This is a genomic window from Corynebacterium sp. HMSC067D03 (assembly GCF_001811185.1).
Lineage (GTDB): Bacteria > Actinomycetota > Actinomycetes > Mycobacteriales > Mycobacteriaceae > Corynebacterium > Corynebacterium coyleae.
The window spans coordinates 33,262-54,428 of record NZ_KV803820.1 but is presented as its reverse complement, the minus strand read 5'-3'; the positions used below and the strand labels follow the sequence as shown (position 1 = coordinate 54,428).

General features: G+C 59.2%; 18 protein-coding genes. 6 read left to right on the top strand and 12 right to left on the bottom strand.

Going from position 1 to position 21,167, the window contains the following annotated elements:
* Nucleotides 1–67: 67 nt before the first annotated feature.
* The gene (locus tag HMPREF2785_RS05975; RefSeq protein WP_070483814.1) at nucleotides 68–955 is read left to right on the top strand and encodes a hypothetical protein; all 888 of its coding nucleotides are present in this window, start codon (nucleotides 68–70) and stop codon (nucleotides 953–955) included.
* 18 nt (nucleotides 956–973) lie between these two features.
* Here the strand turns inward: HMPREF2785_RS05975 and HMPREF2785_RS05970 are convergent, their stop codons facing one another.
* Both HMPREF2785_RS05970 and HMPREF2785_RS05965 read right to left on the bottom strand, forming a co-directional pair.
* Nucleotides 974–1,489: a hypothetical protein gene (locus tag HMPREF2785_RS05970; protein WP_070614518.1), complete on the bottom strand. Its 516-nt coding sequence runs from the start codon at nucleotides 1,487–1,489 to the stop codon at nucleotides 974–976.
* Nucleotides 1,490–1,506: 17 nt separating this feature from the next.
* Nucleotides 1,507–2,247: a hypothetical protein gene (locus tag HMPREF2785_RS05965; RefSeq protein WP_070614660.1), complete on the bottom strand. Its 741-nt coding sequence runs from the start codon at nucleotides 2,245–2,247 to the stop codon at nucleotides 1,507–1,509.
* A gap of 118 nt (nucleotides 2,248–2,365) precedes the next feature.
* Here HMPREF2785_RS05965 and hflX point away from each other — a divergent pair, with 118 nt between their 5' ends.
* Complete coding sequence (hflX, locus tag HMPREF2785_RS05960; RefSeq protein WP_083308901.1) at nucleotides 2,366–3,910, top strand: GTPase HflX; 1,545 nt, start codon at nucleotides 2,366–2,368, stop codon at nucleotides 3,908–3,910.
* Nucleotides 3,911–3,943: 33 nt separating this feature from the next.
* Here the strand turns inward: hflX and nagB are convergent, their stop codons facing one another.
* Nucleotides 3,944–4,705, bottom strand: a complete 762-nt coding sequence (gene nagB / locus HMPREF2785_RS05955) for a glucosamine-6-phosphate deaminase (RefSeq protein ID WP_070614517.1) — start codon at nucleotides 4,703–4,705, stop codon at nucleotides 3,944–3,946.
* 77 nt (nucleotides 4,706–4,782) lie between these two features.
* Between nagB and HMPREF2785_RS05950 the strand changes: the two genes are divergently transcribed.
* Nucleotides 4,783–6,060, top strand: coding sequence for a uracil-xanthine permease family protein (locus tag HMPREF2785_RS05950; RefSeq protein ID WP_070451040.1), 1,278 nt, complete (start codon nucleotides 4,783–4,785; stop codon nucleotides 6,058–6,060).
* Between the two features lie 76 nt (nucleotides 6,061–6,136).
* On the opposite strand, the gene HMPREF2785_RS05945 is transcribed toward HMPREF2785_RS05950, so the two are convergent.
* The 5 genes from HMPREF2785_RS05945 to lexA form a co-directional block, all read right to left on the bottom strand.
* Nucleotides 6,137–6,406 (bottom strand): HPr family phosphocarrier protein, encoded by a 270-nt coding sequence (locus tag HMPREF2785_RS05945; RefSeq protein ID WP_070422337.1) that lies wholly within the window; start codon nucleotides 6,404–6,406, stop codon nucleotides 6,137–6,139.
* 66 nt (nucleotides 6,407–6,472) lie between these two features.
* A complete protein-coding gene (locus tag HMPREF2785_RS05940; protein WP_141750648.1) occupies nucleotides 6,473–8,539 on the bottom strand; it encodes a PTS fructose transporter subunit IIABC in 2,067 nt (688 codons plus the stop codon).
* 19 nt (nucleotides 8,540–8,558) lie between these two features.
* Entirely contained in the window at nucleotides 8,559–9,542 is a 984-nt protein-coding gene (locus HMPREF2785_RS05935; RefSeq protein WP_256374915.1) for a 1-phosphofructokinase family hexose kinase, read from the bottom strand.
* Between the two features lie 55 nt (nucleotides 9,543–9,597).
* Nucleotides 9,598–10,398 carry a DeoR/GlpR family DNA-binding transcription regulator gene (locus HMPREF2785_RS05930; protein WP_070451043.1) on the bottom strand — a complete coding sequence of 267 codons (801 nt, stop codon included), beginning with the start codon at nucleotides 10,396–10,398 and terminating at the stop codon, nucleotides 9,598–9,600.
* 104 nt (nucleotides 10,399–10,502) lie between these two features.
* A complete protein-coding gene (gene lexA / locus HMPREF2785_RS05925) occupies nucleotides 10,503–11,150 on the bottom strand; it encodes a transcriptional repressor LexA (RefSeq protein WP_070422402.1) in 648 nt (215 codons plus the stop codon).
* Nucleotides 11,151–11,807: 657 nt separating this feature from the next.
* Here lexA and nrdR point away from each other — a divergent pair.
* Complete coding sequence (nrdR, locus tag HMPREF2785_RS05920; RefSeq protein ID WP_070422341.1) at nucleotides 11,808–12,269, top strand: transcriptional regulator NrdR; 462 nt, start codon at nucleotides 11,808–11,810, stop codon at nucleotides 12,267–12,269.
* On the opposite strand, the gene hrpA is transcribed toward nrdR, so the two are convergent.
* Nucleotides 12,266–16,204, bottom strand: coding sequence for an ATP-dependent RNA helicase HrpA (hrpA, locus tag HMPREF2785_RS05915; protein ID WP_070614514.1), 3,939 nt, complete (start codon nucleotides 16,202–16,204; stop codon nucleotides 12,266–12,268). The two genes, nrdR and hrpA, sit on opposite strands and share 4 nt — an antisense overlap.
* Nucleotides 16,205–16,219: 15 nt before the next feature.
* Nucleotides 16,220–17,176: a hydrogen peroxide-inducible genes activator gene (locus HMPREF2785_RS05910; RefSeq protein ID WP_070614513.1), complete on the bottom strand. Its 957-nt coding sequence runs from the start codon at nucleotides 17,174–17,176 to the stop codon at nucleotides 16,220–16,222.
* Nucleotides 17,177–17,291: 115 nt separating this feature from the next.
* On the opposite strand from HMPREF2785_RS05910, the gene HMPREF2785_RS05905 reads away from it, so the two are divergent.
* Both HMPREF2785_RS05905 and HMPREF2785_RS05900 read left to right on the top strand, forming a co-directional pair.
* Complete coding sequence (locus tag HMPREF2785_RS05905) at nucleotides 17,292–17,888, top strand: peroxiredoxin (protein ID WP_070422344.1); 597 nt, start codon at nucleotides 17,292–17,294, stop codon at nucleotides 17,886–17,888.
* An 86-nt stretch (nucleotides 17,889–17,974) separates the two neighbouring features.
* Complete coding sequence (locus HMPREF2785_RS05900) at nucleotides 17,975–18,499, top strand: alkylhydroperoxidase, AhpD family (protein ID WP_070483800.1); 525 nt, start codon at nucleotides 17,975–17,977, stop codon at nucleotides 18,497–18,499.
* An 88-nt stretch (nucleotides 18,500–18,587) separates the two neighbouring features.
* Here HMPREF2785_RS05900 and HMPREF2785_RS05895 read toward each other — a convergent pair whose 3' ends face one another.
* Nucleotides 18,588–19,616 carry an ornithine cyclodeaminase gene (locus HMPREF2785_RS05895; RefSeq protein WP_070422346.1) on the bottom strand — a complete coding sequence of 343 codons (1,029 nt, stop codon included), beginning with the start codon at nucleotides 19,614–19,616 and terminating at the stop codon, nucleotides 18,588–18,590.
* Nucleotides 19,617–19,646: 30 nt separating this feature from the next.
* Nucleotides 19,647–21,158 (bottom strand): amino acid permease, encoded by a 1,512-nt coding sequence (locus tag HMPREF2785_RS05890; RefSeq protein ID WP_083279407.1) that lies wholly within the window; start codon nucleotides 21,156–21,158, stop codon nucleotides 19,647–19,649.
* Between the last annotated feature and the right edge of the window lie 9 nt (nucleotides 21,159–21,167).

Here is a 21,167-nt window from a genome sequence, read left to right as displayed (position 1 = left end):
GCGGGGGATTTTCCTGCCTTACAATCAACCTGTCATTGTGACCCCACCCCCCTGACAGGAGTTTCCTATGCAACGCAAAGTTATCGCCTCGGCCGTCGCGCTTGGCCTTTCGGCATCCCTGCTCACCGTCCCTGCTGCATACGCAGCTGAGATCGGACCTCGCACCACCAACAACACGTGTTCGGTCAAGTTGGACCAGGCGGAAAAGGACTACCTGGCAAAACTGAACAAAAACTATACCGAAAAGAAGGTTTTCGAAGTTTTTGAAAAGGGTATTGAAGGCGCCTACCCGGAAATCAAGGGGTGGGCAGACTCTACGCTGAAGTCCGCAACAGTGCAGTCAGCGCTCAAGAAGATTGAGGCCCAGCGCACGGACGATCTCACTGCTGCTGAGGAGGAAGCCTTTGAAGCAGCCTACGACAAGTTGATGTCCTATAACCAGGACAACTACGTCGGCTACTTTTATGGCTACGCACGGCTGATGGAGAGCTACCCACGCGTTGCAAAGGAGCTCGTGTACAACGGCGATATCCCCGCGACGTCACCGCTTTCATTCACTGAAGTGGTAGCAAGCAATGAGGCTTTGCCGACTACCGATGTTGCATCGTTTGCCGCAGAGCAGCTGGGTATTCCGACGGGTCGCATTGAGGCCTTCAAGAAGGCCGCCAACAAGACGGCGCACGTTAAGACCGGCAATGCAGTTCAGAAAGAATACAATCCTGCGGTTGAGAAGGCAATGGCTGCCTGCGCTCAGGGTGGCAACGCTACCGTTGCGTTCCCAACGAAGGGTTGGGCTTCGAACCCCTTCAATACTCCTGAGGAAAACGTTGGGGCAATCGTCGGCATCGTTCTCGGCACTCTCGCTGCCGTTGGCCTGCTGTTTGCGGGCGTAGTTGCGCTTGCTCCGCAGTTTGGCATCGCGCTGCCGTTTAACCTGCCGCAGTTGCCGTTCTAAAACCGCAACTTTAAACCGTTACGCCGGGCCGATCTCTTTTGCGGCCCGGCGTGCGTCGTCCCAGGCCTCCTGAAGTTCGAAGGCGCGCTCGTCAGCGACCATCAGGATGCGTTCCAACTGGGTTTTGTCGGTGCCGGGGGATTCGAGATAACCGTCGACGCGCTCAATGAAGCGTCGCGCAGAGGATGCTCGAAGCAGAAACTCGTTGATTTGGGGCACAGAGTTATCGGGGTTTGCCAGGGCGGGGTAGTGCAGCGTGCGGTCTGCGATGTCGGCGGCTGATGCGCCGTTTTGGAGCTTTTCGTACGCGTCGAGAATCTCAAGGATGTCGTCGCGCGCGTACTCCAGCGACGATCGCATTGCAGCTACCTCGGGGTCTGGCTGCAGATGTCGGCTGATGAAGAAGGCGCAAGCGATCAGCAGGACAGACAGGAGCAAACCAGGCCACTTCAGCAACAAGACAAGCACTACTGCGGCAGCGAGTACGAGCGCGCCGAGTAGTGCTCGCGAGAGGTCCTTGTCTGGTGAACTCATGGTTCTGCCCTGCAGGATTAGTGGCCGCCGCAACCGCAGGATCCGCCGCAGCCTCCGCAGCCGCCGCCGGTCGGAGTTGGGATGGAGCCGGCCATGACGGCGGTGCCAGCGATCACGGAGTCGCGGGACGGCAGGTCGCCGTCGGGCAGGCACACGTCGAACGGGAACGCAGCATCGACAGCGACGTGGATGAAGCGCTGGCCGGTCAGTTCGGAGGTGCGGTATTCCGCATCCAGTACGCGGCCGGAGAATTCGGCGCGTGCGTCCGGGGTAGCGGCGGCACCGGATGCGACTGCTTCGGCGCCCGGGGAGGTTACCGTGCCAACGACCGCTCCCGGGTGCAGGGCCAGGTAGGCATCGGTTGAGGTGTAGCGCTCCGTTGTCAGCGCGAGTGCGGTCACGGAGAGTTCTTGCCATTGGAGCGTGGGCTCGTCGACAAGCAGTGGCCCCTGGGCAAGATTCACGGTCAGGGATGCTATCGCGTTGCCGCGTGGGTCCACCACATCGGCGAGCGCAACCACGTCGTTGATTGGGGTGACGTGCGCGTAGGTGCGGGTCACGGAATCGAATCCTGCAAAGGTAGCGAACGGCTCAACTGCCAAAATGTTGAGCTGGGCGCCTGAGGGGTCGGCGTATTGGATCAGCTGGCCGCCGCGCACTTCACCAGTAACCGCGAGACGGTCGGTGGCAATGGCGGCTTCCACAGCGTCCTGCCACTTGTCAAAGTTCAGGCCGATTGCGGCGAGGTCGTTGCTGATTGCTGTGCTCATGACGCTCGATCCTAGTCGCAGACGCACTTGGGGAAGAATCTCGGGCCTATTGGCGTTTGATGGGGTAGATATGAATAGGACGTTTCAAGCTCCATTAAAGGATGTAATGACTGAACCCCACCTTGACCGTTTCGGCGGTAACCGTGAGCGCTTTTTGCGTGACGACGACACCACGCCCGAGCAGCGCGCCCACGACGAACTTCTCCGTGAGGCTTTTCGGCACAACACCGTCCCTGACGAATCCGCACCGACGGTAGGCGCGCTTGACCTGGAGGAGCGCAACGCGTTTCGTTCCGTGACCGGGTCGACCGAGATCCGCTCGCAGGACCAAAAAGACATCACCGAGGTGGAGTACCGCAAACTCCGCATCGAACAGGTCTTGCTCGTTGGCGCGTGGACCGAAGGCACCCTTGCGGAGATTGAGGCTCGCATGTGGGAGCTTTCAGCACTGGCGGAAACAGCCGGCGCTGAAGTCGTCGACATGCTGTATCAAAAGCGCGACAAACCTGATCCGGGTACTTACATCGGCTCCGGCAAGGTTGCGGAGTTGCGTGAGATTGTGCTGTCTACCGGCGTTGACACGGTGATTTTTGATGGTGAGCTTTCGCCGTCGCAGATGATCGCGCTGGAGGAAGCCCTCAAGATCAAGGTGATCGACCGCACGATGTTAATTCTCGATATCTTCGCCCAGCACGCGAAGAGTAAAGAGGGCAAAGCACAGGTCAGCCTTGCGCAGATGGAGTACCTCTACAGCCGTACCCGCGGTTGGGGTGGCAACCTGTCGCGTCAGGCGGGCGGTCGTGCTGGCTCCAACGGCGGTGTGGGCCTGCGTGGTCCTGGTGAGACGCGTATCGAGGCCGACCGTCGCCGCCTGCGCACCGAGATGGCCAAACTGCGCCACCAGCTGCGCGATATGGAGACTGCCCGAGAGATCAAGCGCGCGCAGCGCCAGCGCTCCACTATCCCGAAGATCGCGATCGCGGGCTACACCAACGCGGGTAAATCCTCGTTGATCAACGCGATGACGGGTGCGGGCGTGCTGGTGGAGGACGCGCTGTTTGCCACTCTCGACCCATCGACGCGCAAGGCCAAGTTGGCAGACGGGCGCAACGTAGTGCTGACCGACACTGTCGGGTTTGTGCGCCACCTGCCTACCCAGCTGGTTGAGGCGTTTAAGTCCACGCTCGAAGAGGTCAGCGGCGCCGACCTTGTCCTGCACGTCGTGGACGGTTCGGATCCGTTCCCACTGAAGCAGATCGAAGCAGTCAATGCGGTCCTTGCAGAGGTCACACGCGACTCGGGCGAGGAGATGCCGCCGGAGATCGTTGTGGTGAACAAGATCGACGACGCTGACCCGATCGTTCTTGCCGAACTTCGCCACGCCTTTGAAAAGACGGGCCGTACGGCGGTGTTCGTCTCTGCGCTGACAGGCGAGGGCATTGACGAGTTGGAGGCGCGCATCGAACAGCACCTCAACTCCATCGATGCGCACGTGACCATGGTCGTGCCCTACACCCGCGGAGATGTGGTCAGCCGCGTGCACGAGGAGGGCACAGTGCGCTCCGAGGAGTACGAGGCAGAGGGCACGCGTATCGACGTCCGCCTGCCACGTGTCCTCGCCGACCAGTATGCGGAGTTCGTCGTCTCCTAAGCCTGGCGGTTCGGGTTGGCGTTGACCCCGGTGTTAGCGCCAGTAAGGGTCGAACGCCTTGTAGGTTTCGGCCCCGGTGAGCATCTCGGCGGCGCTTTCGTCTACGACAACCTTCGCGGCGTTGTGCAGCTGCAGTGCCGATGCCGGGCACGATGCGGACAGAGGCCCCTCGACGAGTGCTTGTACCGCGTTAGCCTTCGCCGGGCCAGTGGCGATAAGCACCAGGTGGCGTGCCTCAAGGATGGTGCCGATGCCCTGTGTCAGGGCTTGGCGCGGGACCTCGTCGGCAGAATCGAAGAAGCGTGCATTGTCCTCGATCGTGCGTGGATGCAGGTCGATGAGACGGGTACGGGAGCGCAGCGAACTCGTCGGCTCGTTGAACGCAATGTGTCCGTTTGCGCCAATGCCGAGAATTTGGATATCTACACCGCCCGCGTGGCGGATGGCGTGGTCGTAGGAGGTAGCTGCTGCCTGGGGGTTGGCGGCCTCGCCGTCGGGAGACGCAACGGACGAATCCGGAATGTCGATAGAGCCGGTGAACTCGCGGCGGATCGTCGAGTAGTAAGACTGCTCGTGGTCACGAGGGATGCCGTAGTACTCGTCCAGCAAGAAGGCCTTGCAGTTGGCGAAGCTCAAGCCTTCTTCGCGATGTCGGCGGATGAGCTCTTTATAGGTTGGGTTGGGTGAGGATCCGGTCGCAAGGCCGATGGTGGCGCCTTGGCGTGCGAACGGCTCGATGCAATCGGCGGCGTATGCGCCGACTTCCTCGGGGGTGCGTCGAATGATGATGTCCATGAGGAGCAACTTACCCGCTCGAACTGCTGCGGCTGCGATTAGCTATGCAAAGCGCGCGAGGGCCATAATGAAGACTCGTGACGAACTCAATTGGTTGGACCCTGCATGGCGACGGACGCCATGTGAAACCCGGGGCGGTTGTCGCTCCCGACGAACGACTGTCGTGGTCGCGCACCATCGGCATCGGCATGCAGCATGTGGTGGCTATGTTTGGCGCAACACTGCTGGTGCCCACGCTCACTGGCTTCCCAGTAAACACCACGTTGCTGTTTTCCGGACTTGGCACGATTATCTTCCTGCTGATCACCCGGAACCAGTTGCCGAGCTACCTCGGCTCTTCTTTTGCCTTCATCGCCCCGCTGACCGCGTCTCAGCAGTATGGCATTGGATCGCAACTCGGTGGCGTGCTGCTGACGGGTGTGGCGCTCATCCTTGTCGGCGTGATCGTGCAAAAAGCCGGCAAACGCGTCATTGACGCCGTAATGCCCCCTGTAGTCACAGGTGCGATTGTGGCGTTGATCGGCTTTAACCTCGCACCGACTGCGGTCAGTAACGTACAAACCCAGCCTGCTGTTGCAGGCGTGACTTTGCTGACCATCGTGGTGGTCACGGTTGCAACTCGCGGGATGCTTTCCCGACTGTCCATCCTGATTGGTGTGTTGGTGGGTTGGCTCTTCGCCGCGCTCACTGGCGGTTTGAGCGAGGACGCGCTGGCCACCATCGGTGACGCCGCCTGGGTTGGCCTGCCGCAGTTCCACACTCCGGAGTTCCACCTTTCTGCCGTGCTAGTGACACTTCCGGTGCTTGTTGTGCTCATTGCTGAAAACGTCGGACACGTCAAGGCGGTCGCCGAGATGACCCACCGCAACCTGGACCACATGCAGGGCCGGGCACTGATCGGCGATGGCATCGCCACGACCCTGGCGGGTGGCTTCGGCGGCTCCGGCACCACTACTTACGCCGAAAACATTGGAGTCATGGCCGCGACCAAGGTGTATTCCACCGCTGCGTACTGGGTGGCTGCCACCTTCGCGATCATCCTCGCGTTCATCCCGAAGTTCGGCGCCGTCATCTTCACCATTCCCGCCGGCGTGCTCGGTGGCGCGTGCTTGGTGCTCTACGGCCTGATCGGCATGCTTGGCGTGCGTATCTGGCAGGACAACAAGGTCGACTTCACTGACCCGGCGAACCTCACCGCAGCTGCCGTCGCGCTGATTGTCGGCATCGGCAACCTCACCTTCGAGGTCGGGCAGGTCACCCTGGAAGGCATCGCCCTCGGCTCCGTTGGCATCATCGTTATCTATCCGATGATGCGGTGGGCTTACGACCATATTGGTGAAGGCCAGTTCCGCTAACCTCACCCATCAAAAAGACTACGCCCGGGCAACCACTGTGGTTGCCCGGGCGTAGTCGTCGCTAAGCAAGAAGCTTTTACTCGTCGTCGAGATTTTTCGCGATCAGTGCGGCGATCTTCTCAACCGCCTCGGCATTATCAGAGGTGACGATGACCTCATCGCCGTGCTCTGCACCCATCGCCATGATCATGAGCGAGGACGCAGCATCAGTCTCATCGTCCTCGTCGCCGCCGACCAGGGTAAGCAGGATCTCGTCATCGTACTCACCAGCAGCGTCCGCAATCACCGTCGCCGGACGAGCGTGCAGACCAACCGTGGAACCGACCTTGACCGTCTTCGAAGCCATAATGCAACTTTCCTTTCACGCGGCTTTTCAAGAATGCGTTTTGCAGTCGAGTGTACGCCCTTGTGCTTAAGCCGACACGAGTTCTTCCTCGCGTTTCGCAGCCTTTCGGATCTCATCGTTAGGCCACCACTGTTTGAGCGCCACAACAGCGAGCGTTGCCACCGCGACACCGGCAGCCAACGCCACGAGCATGCCCCACCACGGGTGGTAGGCGAAGATCACAAACACGCCACCGTGCGGTGCCTGCGCACCCACACCAAGGGCCATCGAGACCGCACCTGCGGTTGCACCGCCAAGCATCATCGAAGGGATCACACGGAACGGATCTGCAGCTGCGAACGGGATCGCACCTTCAGATACGAAGGACAGGCCCAGCAGCCAGGCAGACTTTCCGTTCTCCTGCTCAGCCGGGGTAAACAGCGAGGAACGCAGGAAGGTGGCGATAGACAGCGCGATCGGCGGCACCATGCCCGAGATCATCACCGCAGCCATGATTTCGTACGCACCCTGGGTACCCGCAGACAAGCCAGCGGTGCCGAACAGGTAAGCAGCCTTGTTCACCGGACCACCCAGGTCGAAGCACATCATCAAGCCGATAATCACGCCAAGCATCACGGCAGACGAACCGGACATGGACTCCAGCCACGCGGTGAGTCCTTCCATGACAGCGCCGAGCGGACGGCCCAGCAGCAGGAACATCAGTACGCCGATGAACAGCGATGTCAGCAGCGGGATGATCACCACCGGCATGAGCGAGCTCAGCCAGCGCGGAACCTTCCACGTCTGAATCCAGTGCGCAATCACACCTGCGAGCAAACCGGTGATCAGGCCACCGATGAAGCCAGCGCCGACCATCACGGAGATTGCGCCGCCGACGAAGCCAGGTGCGATACCCGGGCGCCCAGCGAGTCCGTAGCCGATGTAGCCGGACAGTGCCGGCACGACGAATTGCATAGCCATCTGCCCAGTGGCGAAGAGCACTGCGCCGAGGTAGAGCAACCAGCCGGAGCGCCTGAACGCAATGAGTTCGCCGTCCACAGTGATCTGATTGCCAGGCAGGTTAGTCGGGGAGTGCTCGGTGACCAGTGCCTGCCAGCCATTCGCCATGTCCGCGCCGCCGAAGAGGAATCCGAGGGCCAACAGCAGGCCACCGGCGGCGACGAACGGCACCATGTAGGAAACGCCGGTCATGATCGCCTGTTGGATGCGCTTGGGCCAGCTCTGTGTCGCGGCAGACGCGGTGTCGTCACTATCTGCCTTCGACGCTGCAGCTACTCGAGGTGCGTTTGGGTCCTTCGATGCGGCGATCGCCTCATCGATCATCGCGTCAGGTTCGTTGACACCACGCTTGACTGGACTGTCGACCACGGGCTTACCCGCGAAGCGACTCTTTCCGCGAACAGCGACATCATGGGCGAAAATCACCACATCAGCGGAATCGATAAACGCCTGGTCGAGCGGATCCCCACCGGAGGAGCCTTGCGGCTCGACACGAAGATCAACATTGTCGCGCTTGCTAGCTGCTTGCGTCAGTGCATCCGCTGCCATGTAGGTGTGTGCAATGCCGGTCGCACACGATGTGACCGCTGCAATACGAATTGGCGCATTGCTTTGCGACGACACCACCGCATCGGCCTTCTTCTTCGGCTCAGCCTTCTTCGGTTCAGCCTTCTTCGGTTCAGCATTGACCACGCCGTGCACAAGATCCACGATCTCCTGCTCGGACGCGGCGGAGCGGAGGTTATCAACGAAATCGCCGCGGACCAGTGCGCGGGCGAGCTTCGAGAGAATCTTTAAGTGTGCCTTGCCGCCGCCTTCAGGTGCTGCAATGAGAAACACCAGCTCGGCGTCACCGTCGGGGCCGTTGAAGTCAACAGGGTTGGACAGCCGGGCAAACGAAAGCGTGGGTTCGGTGACAGCGGCACTACGGCAGTGCGGGATAGCGACCCGTCCGTTCACGCCGGTGCCGGCCTTAGCCTCACGCGCGATGGCTGCCTCAGCCACCGCTGCAGCATCAGTCGCACGGCCAGAATCTGCGATACGTGCAGCGAGCTGGCCAATGACATCGGAGGGAGAAACGCCAAGGTCAGCATCAAGCGTGACAAGTTTTGGCGTGATGAGAGGTTGATTCACGTTGTCTTCTTTCATGCAGTTATACGGGGAACACGTGAGTGTGTTCAAGGTCGATATCGGAAGGAGAGGGGATGCCAGTGCCCGGCAGCGACGCCGCAGCCGAGCCGTACGCCACTGCACGGCGGAGGCACTCGGCTGGTTCATCCCCGGCGATCCGTGCCATCAGGTAGCCAGCCAACGAACTATCACCAGCGCCGACGGTTGAGAGCACCGTGACTGGAGGTGGGGTCGCCGCCCACGCGCCAGCGCGAGTAACTAAGCATGCACCGGCGCCGCCTAAGGTGACCAGTACTTCGTTGACCCCGTGGTGAATCAGTGTCTGTGCTGCCGAAACGATGGCGGCGTAGTCGCCCTCGGAAGCGCTGCGCTCCAATGCGCTGCCGTCGCCACCGGTGAGCTGCGCGAGCTCAAACGCGTTTGGCTTCAACACGTCCGGCGCGCTCGTATCGAGTCGCTCACCAATTGCCTGCAGCGGTGCATCGGAAGTATCCACTGTGACCAGCGCGCCAGCATTAACCCGACGGATGCGCTCCACAAGATCTGCGTACCAGTCAGTTGGGACACCAGGGGGAAGCGATCCTGCAAGAACGACGGCTTCAGCGTCTGCGACGACTGAATCTATAGCTGATTCAACGGCCGCCTTTTCGTCGTCGCAAAGCCTCGCTCCTGGTTCGTTGATCTTTGTCGTTGTTGCGTCATCTTCAACAATCGCAGTATTGGTTCGCACCGATGCCGCGATAGCAACGGGGTGAAACTGCACCGGCAGTTCACGGATGACGTCCGCAAACGGATCGGAGGGGGCACAGGGGGCAATCGCGATGGTTCGAATGCCCGCTTTGGCACACGCGTGCGCGACATTGACCCCTTTTCCACCCGCCTCCTTTCGGGTCTGGGAAATCCGCGCAACCTCACCGCGTTTAAGCACGGGGACGTTTACGGTCACATCCATGCTGGGGTTTGGGGTGAGGGTGACTACCCGCACCGTGTTCTTTGTGCTGCTCACACAACCAGTGTGTCCGATTGTATCCGTTTTTGCAACGAATCCCACACAATCGGAATTAGTGTGTGCTGGATGTCACCGGCGCAAGAACGACCTCAATATCATTGCGCTCGAGATCTTCGAGGAATGTCTCAGGTGCACCACTATCGGTAATGACGATGTCGATGGCATCGAGGGGTGCGAAACTGACAAGGTAATCGTTGCCGATCTTCGATGAATCACACAAGACCACGACCTTCTGGGCATTTGTGACCATGGCCGATTTCACGGCTGCTTCCTGAGAATCGGCGGTAGATAGGCCGTGGTCAATCGTCAGAGCATTGGTACCAATGAATGCGACATCGGCGCGGAGCAATGCCAACGTTCGAAGTGCAGTCGCACCAACTACCGCTTGCGTAATTGCACGAACTGACCCTCCAAGAAGCTGTACGCCATCAAGGCCTGCGGAGGAAAGATCCAGGGCGATTGGCAGCGAATTTGTCACGATAGAGCAGTCTTGAGCGCGGGTGCCCTCGCAAAGCAACTGTGCAAAGTAACTGGTTGTAGAGCCAGAATCCAGAAAAATCGCGGCGTTGTCGTGGCGGGGGAGAAAATCCAGTGCAGCTTTCGCGATCGCGGTTTTCGCATCAGATGCCGCACGAGACCGGGCATCGAGCGGGAGTTCAGAGGTGAGAAACGCTTGGTTTGCAACAGCACCACCATGTACGCGGTGCACAATCCCATCGGCGTGAAGTGCGGTGAGGTCGCGGCGGATCGTTTCGGCAGTGACATCGAACTTCTCCGCGAGTTCAGCGACGCTCACCCTGCCTTCCACAGCAGTAAGTGACGCAATCTGGCGTTTGCGCTCCTCGGCGTACATCGCACTCCTCAAACGTTTTGGTCGGAGTACTCAGTATTTCAGACATTCATGCCCGGATGTCTGCGATTGTGTTTGTTTTGCCCCTAAAAGAGGGCAAATTCCCGCTAAAGGGTGCGGAAAACGGAAATAACACGCCCCATGATCTCTGCGTTATCGCCCTTGATTGGGGCAAACGCATCATTGTGGGGAAGGAGCCACACACCGGTGGAATCGCGGTGGAACTCTTTGACTGTCGCCTCGCCGTCAAGCAATGCAGCGACGAACTCGCCTTCCTCGGCAACAGGCTGCGAACGTACAACAACCCAGTCGCCGTTGAGGATGCCAGCATCGCGCATGGACTCTCCAACAACCTGAAGCATGAAAACGTCGCCATCGCCGAGTAGGTCACTAGGAAGTGGGTAATACGTGTCGACGTTTTCTTCGGCCAGGATTGGCGCGCCAGCTGCTATCTGTCCCAAAACTGGAACGTAACGCGCGGGAGTGGCGTCCTCGGGTGTGTCCTGCTGGGGGGTCTTGCGCTTCGGTTTGGTTGTCTGTTGCAGGTGGCGCAGATCCACGGCACGCGGCTTATTGGGGTCGCGGCGCAGGAATCCCTTCTTCTCCAGTTCCTTGAGCTGGTATGCCACGGATGAGGTTGATTGCAGCCCGGTAGCGTCGCCGATCTCACGGATGCTTGGCGGGTAGCCGCGGAGTACAACGGCGTCTTGGATGACCTGAAGGATTCGACGTTGCCTGTCTGAAAGTGTGCTCATGTCGAGATTGCCTGCGTCAGATTTTTTCTTTGCCACTGCTTTTCCTCTTTCCGCGTGTCTCTGTTTCTAGGTCTGTAGGCATAGAACCTACCAGATAGGGCAAGTTTGTTCGATATTTTCCACTTTGGGCTAGACAGTATTTGCTCGCTTTGCTATAAATCGAACATGTAAGCGGAATCGAACATACAAACGATTACATATTCGAACATGTCGAGTGCATTCGTACAGTGGTGCACGAGATTGAAGGAGAGTGAAATGTCGGTAACGATTAATCCAGCAGTGAACAGTGGGTATGGGAGCGATTGCGGTGTATCTCGGACGCCTCGGTTAGCGCAGCCGGTCGAGGTGTGGGACCTTAATCCAGGACGAGATCGTAGCGGTGTTTATAGCGGTGTTCGAACGCTTGACGTTATTGATCGAAAGGGTGAGCGTACAGAGAACCTAGGTCATGGACGTCGGGAATATGTATCTGAGGCATTCGAATCTCACCGCGAGGGCAAGGAAGGTTTCGTCTTAGCAGCGTTGCTGACTGGAGCGCTTTTAGCCGGCTCTGCGTTTGGTGGAGTGTTTAGTGATGCAGGCCAGGTGCCGGGGTCGTCCCAGCCGGTTTTCATCGCAGACTCGGAGGTGGTCCGCTAGAGGGGTAGTCTGAGCCCTATGTATTGCCCCTTCTGTCATAACGAACAGACCAGAGTCGCTGACTCCAGACTTGTCGAAGCAGGCTCTGCAATTCGCCGTCGCCGTGAATGTACAGAATGCGGTGGTCGATTCACCACTGTTGAAAACGCGGTACTCACCGTCGTCAAACGTAATGGAGTAAGTGAGCCGTTCGACCGCGACAAGCTCATCGTTGGTGTGCGGCGTGCATGTCAAGGTCGGGACGTTTCCGACGATGCACTGAAGCGCCTCGCACAAGAAGTCGAAGAAATCGTGCGTGCGCAGGGCAGCTCGCAGGTTCCTGCTCACGAGATTGGTTTGGCAGTACTCGAGCCACTTCGTGCGCTTGACGAGGTTGCATACCTGCGCTTCGCATCTGTGTATAAGTCGTTTGAAAGTGCCGACGATTTCGAGTCGGAAATCAGGCTTATGCGTCGGCGCGACCGCGAAGAATATCGCTAGCGCAGCGCATCAATTTTCTTCTCAATCCGGCGCTGGCTGACCGGTCGGGGAGTGCCAAGTCGCTGCGCGAACAAACTGACCCGCAACTCCTCAATGAGCCAAAGAATATCCTTGTAGGCCCGCGTCTTCGACCGTTGTGCGGGAAGTCGCTTCATATGATCAGCAAGGTAGCGTTTCACCCCATCGACAACTGCCTGGCGGTCAGCATCTCGGTCCGGGTCCAGACGCATATCCTCCAGCCGGATCCGCATCGCATCGATATAGCGCGGCAAATGCTGTAAGTGCTGCACCCCATGAACCGTTATCGCGTGACGGGGGAGATAGAAGGCGAGCTGCGAACGCATGTCATCAATCGCAGGCCCCTCCCACTGATCGAGCTCCACCGAAATGTCGGCGTACGCGGCAAGCGCTGGAGCAGTGTTGACCACAGCACGCCTTACACCACCCGAGACCTGTGGCTTAATCTCGGCGAGAAGGGCGTCGAACTCCTCCGGAGTGCGCACCGGGCCTCCGTGCGACATCATCAGATCACGAATCACCGATACACGAGCATCCTCGACCAGGCCATTTGCTCCGCCATGGGGATAGCGGTCAACAGCGACCTTATGGCGCAACGGTAGGCCCTTGGTCATCTGCTGCGCATTAACGCTGATTTCGCGCAACAGCAACGTCAGTGTCGCAGTGACCATCGACGCGTCGGCAGCAGCCTTCGTCGGGTGCACCGTGACCTTGACACCGTCTTTTGTAGCTTCGAGTGCTGGGTAAGCATCAACCTCGTTACCGTCGATTGTTGTGGTCACAGTCTCCGGTACAGCGCCGAGCGAGTCCGACGTCCACTTTTTTACAGACTCAGACTCCGATTGGCGTCCAGCTTTGGATACAGACGACTTAATCTTGCCCGCCTGACGGCGTTTTAACGCTGCGAGATCCTTGTCGTGGTCGACGATCTTGCCGCGGCGGTCGATTGCCGCATAGGTAACCTGCAAGTGCGGTGGCAACGCCTGGGGGTTGAAATCCGTGGCGTTAATACCGCGGCCACCAACGCTTCGAAGCGCATCGGCGAGCGCTTCAGTAAACGGGATGTCCGTGTTGACGTCCTCGGGCATTACCTCGAGTGCACGCTGCGCAAAGTCGGGGGCGGGGACGACGGTTTTACGTAACGCCTTCGGTAGGGTGCGGATCATCTCGGCAGCGAGTTCAGAGCGCAAGCCTGGGACGAGCCAATCGAAGCCGTCAGGGTCAAGGTTTGCCAGGAGTGGCACGGGTACCTCGACAGTGACTCCATCAAACGGGTCGCCCGGTTCGAACTTGTAGCGCAGTGCGTATTCCACGGAGCCCTGGCGCTTGGCCTCGGGAAAGGCGGTCGCAGAGGCGTCAACGTTGTCGTCGTCAAGCAATGCGTTCGGATCGAAGTCCAAATAATGCTTGTCTTTCGCACGCTGTTTCTTCCACCACGAATCAAAGTGGCGAGCGGTGGTGACATTGTCGGGCAGGCGAGCGTCGTAAAAGTCGAACAACGTATCTTCGTCGACGACAAGGCCGCGGCGGCGAACCTTTTCCTCGACCTCGGCTGCTTCCGCAAGCAACGCTTCATTGTGGTCGATGAACTTATGGTGACGGTTCCAATCGCCCTCCAGCAGCGCGTGGCGGATGAACATTGTGCGCGCAGCGGCAGGATCCACCCGGTGGTAGGGAACAAGCCGATCACGCACGATGGTCACGCCGTAAAGCATGGATTTTTCGTGGACCATCGCTGCGGAACGCTTACGCGACCACACAGGTTCCGAATAGGAGTGTTTGAGCAGGTCGCCGGCGGCACGCTCAACCCAAGCAGGTTCGATCTTGGCTACGTCACGAGCCCAGAGCCGTGACGTTTCGACGAGTTCAGCGGCCATGAGAAACTCCGGAGGCCGCTTAGCCAGCGACGAGCCGGGAAAGACCATAAACCGTGTCCCGCGCGCTCCCTGAAACTCTTTGGAATTGCCGTCACGCGCGCCGATATTGGAGAGCAAACCAGTCAAGAGCGACTGGTGGACTGCAGCTGCATCGCGCTCACCCGCGACACTATCGGCGGGAGACCAGCCGAGCTGTCGCTCCACGTCGCGCAATTGGCGGACAAGATCGCGCCACTCACGGATGCGCATGTAGTGGAGGAACTCGCGCTTCATACGCTTACGGAATGCGTTGCCGGACAGCTCGTCGCGGGAGTCGCCGATGTAATCCCACAGTTTCAGCGATGACAGGAAGTCGGACTCTTTGTCCTTGAAGCGGGCGTGTGCTTGGTCGGCCTGGGCCTGGTACTCCAAGGGGCGTTCTCGAACATCCTGGATGGTCATGGCTGCGACGATGACAGTGACGTCATCGAGCACGCCGAGGCGATTGGCCTCCACCAGCATGCGGGCCATCTTGGGGTCCACAGGAATGCGGGAAATATCGCGGCCAACGTTGGTGAGGGTCGGTGCGCCACCACGTTCTTTTTGCGAGATCGCCCCCAATTCGTGCAGCAGCATAAGTCCGTCGCGGACCGCCTTATGGTCAGGCGCCTGGATGAAGGGGAACTCATTGATATCCCCAAGCCGCAGCGAGATCATCTGCAAGATGACTGACGCCAAGTTTGTGCGCAGAATCTCCGGGTCAGTGAACTCTGGGCGCGCTTCGAAGTTCTCCTCCGAATACAGGCGGATGGCAATGCCGTCGGCGGTACGGCCCGATCGGCCCGAACGCTGGTTCGCGGAAGCCTGGGAGATTTCCTCGATAGGCAGACGTTGGACCTTGGTGCGTGTCGAATACCTCGAGATACGCGCCAGGCCAGTGTCCACCACATAGTGGATGCCCGGCACGGTCAGAGACGTTTCGGCGATGTTTGTCGACAACACAATGCGACGACCCGAGTGTGGGGAGAACACACGGTGCTGCTCCGCGTTGGAGAGGCGACCGAACAGCGGAACAACCTCAACGTCACGCCAGTGCTGCTTCTCAATCGCCTCCATGCAGTCACGGATGTCGCGCTCTGAAGAGAAGAAACACAGAATGTCGCCGTTGCCCTCACCCATAAGTTCTTTGCAGGCGGCGACGACACCGTCGATCAAGTCGGTGTCAATCTCCTTGATGGAGCCGTCTTTTTTCTGAATCTGCTCAACCAGTGGTCGGTAGCGGATTTCGACTGGGTAAGTACGCCCGGAGACCTCGATAATCGGAGCTGGGTTGCCCTCGGCGTCGGCGAAGTGGCTGGCAAATGCCTCCGGGTCAATGGTCGCAGATGTGACAATCACCTTGAGGTCCGGCCGCTTGGGCAGCAGTCGCTTGAGGTAGCCCAGCAGGAAGTCGATGTTGAGTGAGCGCTCGTGGGCCTCGTCGATAATGATCGTGTCGTACGCGTTGAGGAAGCGATCGCGCTGCATCTCTGTGAGCAAGATGCCGTCCGTCATCAGCTTGACCGCAGTAGACGGGGATACTTTGTCGTCGAAACGAATGGCGTAGCCGACAGATTCACCGATGTCCTGGCCGAGCTCGTCGGCGATGCGCTCCGCAACGGTGCGAGCGGCGAGTCTGCGCGGCTGCGTGTGTCCAATCAGTCCACGCCGGCCACGCCCCATCTCCAGCAGCATCTTTGGAATCTGGGTGGTCTTGCCCGATCCCGTCTCGCCGGCGATAACAACGACCTGGTTGTCGCGCACCAGTTCCATGATGTCGTCGCGGCGCGCAGACACCGGCAGGTTTTCCGGGTAAGTAATTTCAGGGATCAGAGCATCGCGCTTCTCGACGACACCCCGTGCCCTCTCAATATCCTTCCCAATCGCCCGCAGCGCATCCGGCGCGCTCGCATTTTTGAGTCGCCTACGGAACCGTCGAACATCCGCAATCGGTATAGCATCGAGCGCATCGTAGAGCTGCGGCTTCGGCGGGGCGGGGGAGGAGGAAGAATGATCAGTCATAGCCAGAGGCAGAGCTTAGCGCGGAAGCAGGGATTTACCTGATTCCAGGGCCCGCTCATACGAAGCCTTCACGAGTTGCCCTAACTGCTCGAACTCCGCAACACGCTGCGAGGACGCGCGGTAGACCAAGCTCACCGTGCGTTGCGCCTGTACGCCGTTTGCAAACGTTGCGGAAGCGACTCCGGGGCGAGAGCACTCAGTGCCTACCGCGGAGGCCGGAATCAACGTTGACCCCAGCCCTGCCACGACCAACTGGACGATCGTGGTCAGTGACGATGCGCGTGTCACAGCATGCTTGCGCGCGCTGGGAGTTGCCTCAGCGATCTTGCACAGCTCCACAATCTGATCCCGGAGACAGTGGCCGTCATCCAGTAGTAAAAGGTTGAGGTCCTTCAGGCTGTCCAGCCCCAGATTGGTGCGGCCGGCAAGTGGATCGTCCGGATTGGTCACTGCCACAAACGGCTCGTCGTAAAGCGGCAATTGCTCCAAACCTGGTGCGTGCGTCGGAGTGGCAAGCACTGCCAGATCGAGTTGCCCGTCGCGCAACATTTTTAACAGTTGATCCGTTTGGTTTTCTACGATGCGCGGTTCCAAATCCGGGTAGTTTTCCTCGATCCCAATAAGCACTCCCGGAAGGAGATACGGCGCAATTGTAGGGATGATGCCAATGTTCAGTGGGCCGGCGAGCTCGCCGAGCGCTCCGCGCGACTGGGCAAGAAAAGCATCGGCAGCGTCGAGGGTTGCCTTCGCATATGGCAACAGCGCTTCACCGGTGGGGGTGACGATCACGCGCCGGGTGGAACGCTCGATAAGTTGCAGGCCAAGACCATTTTCAAGCGACGCCAAAGCCTGTGACAGGGAAGGCTGGGAGATGCCAAGTTTCGCTGCTGCGCTCACAAAGTGTTTCTGTTCTGCAACCGTGACAAAGGTACGGATCTGTGCGAGTGTCGGTTTATACTCTCGATTGCTCATACTTATGAATCCTACACCGGCTAATAGGTTTTTGGTTGCAACCTTCTGCGAACTGTGTCATACTGTTTTACGTCCGAAACACATTCGTTTGACCAGATTCTTTTGGAGGATCATCATGCCGATCATGACCGTTGGAGAGCGTTTTCCGGAGTTCGACCTTCTCGCACTGAAGGGTGGCAACCTGAAGGAAGCTAACGCTGCTTCCCCGGACGACTACTTCGAGCGCGTCTCCCTGGATAAGTACGAGGGCAAGTGGAAGGTCATCTTCTTCTACCCGAAGGACTTCACCTTCGTTTGCCCGACTGAGATCGCCGCATTCGGCAAGCTCAACGAGGAGTTCGAGGACCGCGACACCCAGGTGCTCGGCGGCTCCATCGATAACGAGTTCTCGCACTTCAACTGGCGTGCAACCCACGAGGAACTGCTGGACATCCCGTTCCCGATGTTCTCGGACATCCGCCACGACCTGATCCGCGCCCTCGGTGTTGAGAACGCTGACGGCGTTGCAGACCGTGCAACCTTCATCATCGATCCGGACGGCATCATCCAGTTCGTGTCCGTCACCCCGGACGCTGTTGGCCGTAACGTCGACGAGGTCCTGCGTGTCCTCGACGCTCTGCAGTCTGAAGAGGTCTGCGCCTGCGATTGGCAGAAGAACGACCCGACCAAGAACATCGACAAGATGGCTGTGGTCCAGGAGTCCCTGAAGTAGCACCCGAACTTTAGTTTCCGTGCCGCCCCGCGCTCCTTAACGCTGGAGTGGCGGGGCGTTCCCATACCAACCGAAAGGATCAACGTATGTCTATCGATAACCTGCGCAACGCACTTCCCGAGTACGCCAAGGATCAGAAGCTCAACCTCGGTTCGCTGACCCGCTCGACCGAGCTGAATGAGCAGCAACTGTGGGGCACGCTCGTCGCCTCCGCGGCCGCGACCCGCAACGCAACCGTCATCTCCGAGATCACCGACGAGGCCAAGGAGCACCTCTCCGAGGAGGCCATCGACGCAGCCTTCGGTGCCGCCACCGTCATGGCGATGAACAACGTCGCATACCGCGCGAAGGGCTGGTTGGGCGATGACTACGCCAATGTGAAGTTTGGTCTTCGCATGAACATCATCTCCAAGCCGGGCGTGGAAAAGGCTGACTTCGAGCTGTGGTCGCTCGCCGTTTCCACCATCAATGGTTGCGAGCACTGCGCCGTCGCCCACGCCAACACCGTCCGCGAGGAAGGCCTGACCAAGGAGCAGGTCTGGGAGTCCATCAAGGTTGCCGGTGTTGTCCAGGCTGTTGCCCAGACGATCACTATCGAAGACGCACGCTAAGCCACTAGCGCGTATCGACGATTAAACGCCGCTGGCCCCGAACCTTTCTGTTCGGGGCCAGCGGCGTTTCGTCGTTAGGCAGAGCGCTCTACATGGGGCTGAGCACCTTGGTGGTCAGGGAGAACAGGTCCTTCGGATCATCCGGATCGGCGACCAACTCAATATAGGTCTGGAAGTCGGTGCCAGCAGTCGAGTCGCGCAGGTAGCGCAGGGCGGAGAAGTCCTCGATTGCGAAGCCGACCGAGTCGAACAGTGTGATCTCCTCATCGCTAGAGCGGCCCGGGACCTTGCCTGCGATGACCTTCCACAGTTCGACGACCTCGAAGTCCTCGCCCTTGTTTTGGATCTCGCCCTCGATGCGGGTCTGGGGAGGGAATTCGACGAACACGGTGGCGTCGTCAAGAATGCGCGGATCAAGCTCCGTCTTGCCCGGGCAGTCACCACCCACACCATTGATGTGCACACCAGGGCGAACCAGGGAGTAATCCAGGATGGTGTTTTGCGCCTTGTCGGCGGTGCAGGTCGTAATGATGTCTGCGCCTTCGAGCGCATCCTCAACGCTGTCGGCGATGTAGACCTCGATGCCGAGCGGCTCGATATTGCGGCGGAACTTCTCCATCGCGTCCGGGTCGATGTCGAAGATGCGGACCTTCTCGATACCCAATGCCGCACGGAACCCGAGCGCCTGGAACTCTGACTGGGAACCGGAGCCAATCATCGCCATGACTTCAGAGTCCTTGCGCGCGAGGTACTTTGCCGCCATTGCGGAGGTTGCAGCAGTACGAAGTGCGGTGAGCAAGGTCATCTCGGCTTCAAACGTAGGGTAGCCGTTGTCTACGTCAGCCAGGAAACCGAAAGCGGTCACAGTCTGGAAGCCACGAGCCGGGTTCGACGGGTGGCCGTTGACGTACTTGAATCCGTATTCGATTGAGTCGGAGGTGGGCATCAGTTCAATGACACCGATAGGGGTGTGGCTGGCCACGCGCGGAATCTTGTCAAATTCCTCCCAGCGGACGAAGTCCTTTTCGATGTATTCGAGGATGCCGGCGATGATCTTCTCCACACCGTGGTGGTCGATCCAGCGGCACATGTTGGTGACGTCGACAAGTTGAGTCATACGGAAGCTTCCTTTCAAAGTAAGAGGGGATTAATGGGTAACGATTGGGGGATCAATGTCGGGTGCTTGTTCACCAGTGACGTGCTCGTAGTTCACGTGCGAACGCGAGATGAATTCAACGCGATCGCGGACCTTGAACCAGCCGAATGCAAGCGCCGGCCACATCAGCAGCGACACAATCAGTGTCCAGGTGCCAATTGGGTAGTCGAAGGCCATGAGCACGACAACCAGCCCAAGGAACAGCAGCGAGACAATATCGGTGAACGGCGAGAATGGTGCGCGGTAATCCGGACGGGTGTACTTGCCCTGCCGGGCCAGCCGCACAAAGCGCATGTGCGACAGGGAAATTGCCGCCCAGGACGCCATCGTGCCAAGTGCCGCGATATTCAACACAACCTCGAACGCTGCCTCCGGCACGAAGTAGTTGAGCACAACGCCGAACAGGGCGACGCCGGTGGTCATCAGAATGCCACCGTAGGGCACACCACCCTTGGTGACCTTGCCTGCCCACTGCGGTGCGGAACCGGCCTTGGACAGCGAGTACATGATGCGGCCCGTGGAGTAGAGGCCGGCGTTCAGGGAGGACAACGCAGCGGTGATGACCACCAACTGAGTGATAGGACCGGCGTACGGCACGCCGATGGAGTTGAAGAAAGTCACAAACGGTGACTCGTCACCGGAGTACTGGGTGTACGGCAGCAGCATGCACAGCAGGAGCACGGAGCCGAAGTAGAACACCAGCAGGCGGAAGACAACAGCATTAATCGCCTTCGGGATGTCCTTACGGGGGTTCTTTGCCTCACCAGAGGTCGTGCCCAGCAGCTCGATACCTGCGTAAGCGAACACGACGCCTTGGATCACGATCAGTGCCGGCAGTACGCCGTTCGGGAACCAGCCACCGTGATCGGAGATGAGCGTCAGGCCAGTCAGATCACCACTCGGATTGCCGAAGATGACCATGAAGATGCCGACCGCGAGGAACGTGAGCAGGAACGCCACCTTGATCAGGGAGAACCAGAACTCCATCTCGCCAAAGAACTTCACCGAGACGAGATTCATCCCCGTCACAAGAGCGATGATCGCAAGTGCGATGACCCACTGCGGAATGTCGTTAATCCAACCGTAGAACTGGCCGAACCAGCGGATGTAGATCGCAAGCGCTGTCGCGTCAGCAACGGCGGTCGCTGCCCAGTTGAACCAGTACAACCAGCCCGAGACGTATGCGGCCTTCTCGCCAAAGAATTCGCGAGTGTAGGACACGAACGAACCCGAGGTTGGACGGTGGACAATGAGCTCACCCAGACTCCGCAGGATGAGGTATCCGATGAAACCGCAGAGCAGGTACATCAGGGCTAGCGACGGTCCGGCGGCCTCAAGGCGCGAACCTGCGCCAAGGAACAGACCGGTACCGATCGCCGAGCCAATTGCGATCATGTTGATCTGACGGGTGGACAGCCCTTTCTGCAAGCCGGCATCTTCGTCAGGAATGACGCCAGCTTTAGGACGAGTTGATGCTTCCGATGGTGGTGGTTTCGTAGTCATCGGGTTCTC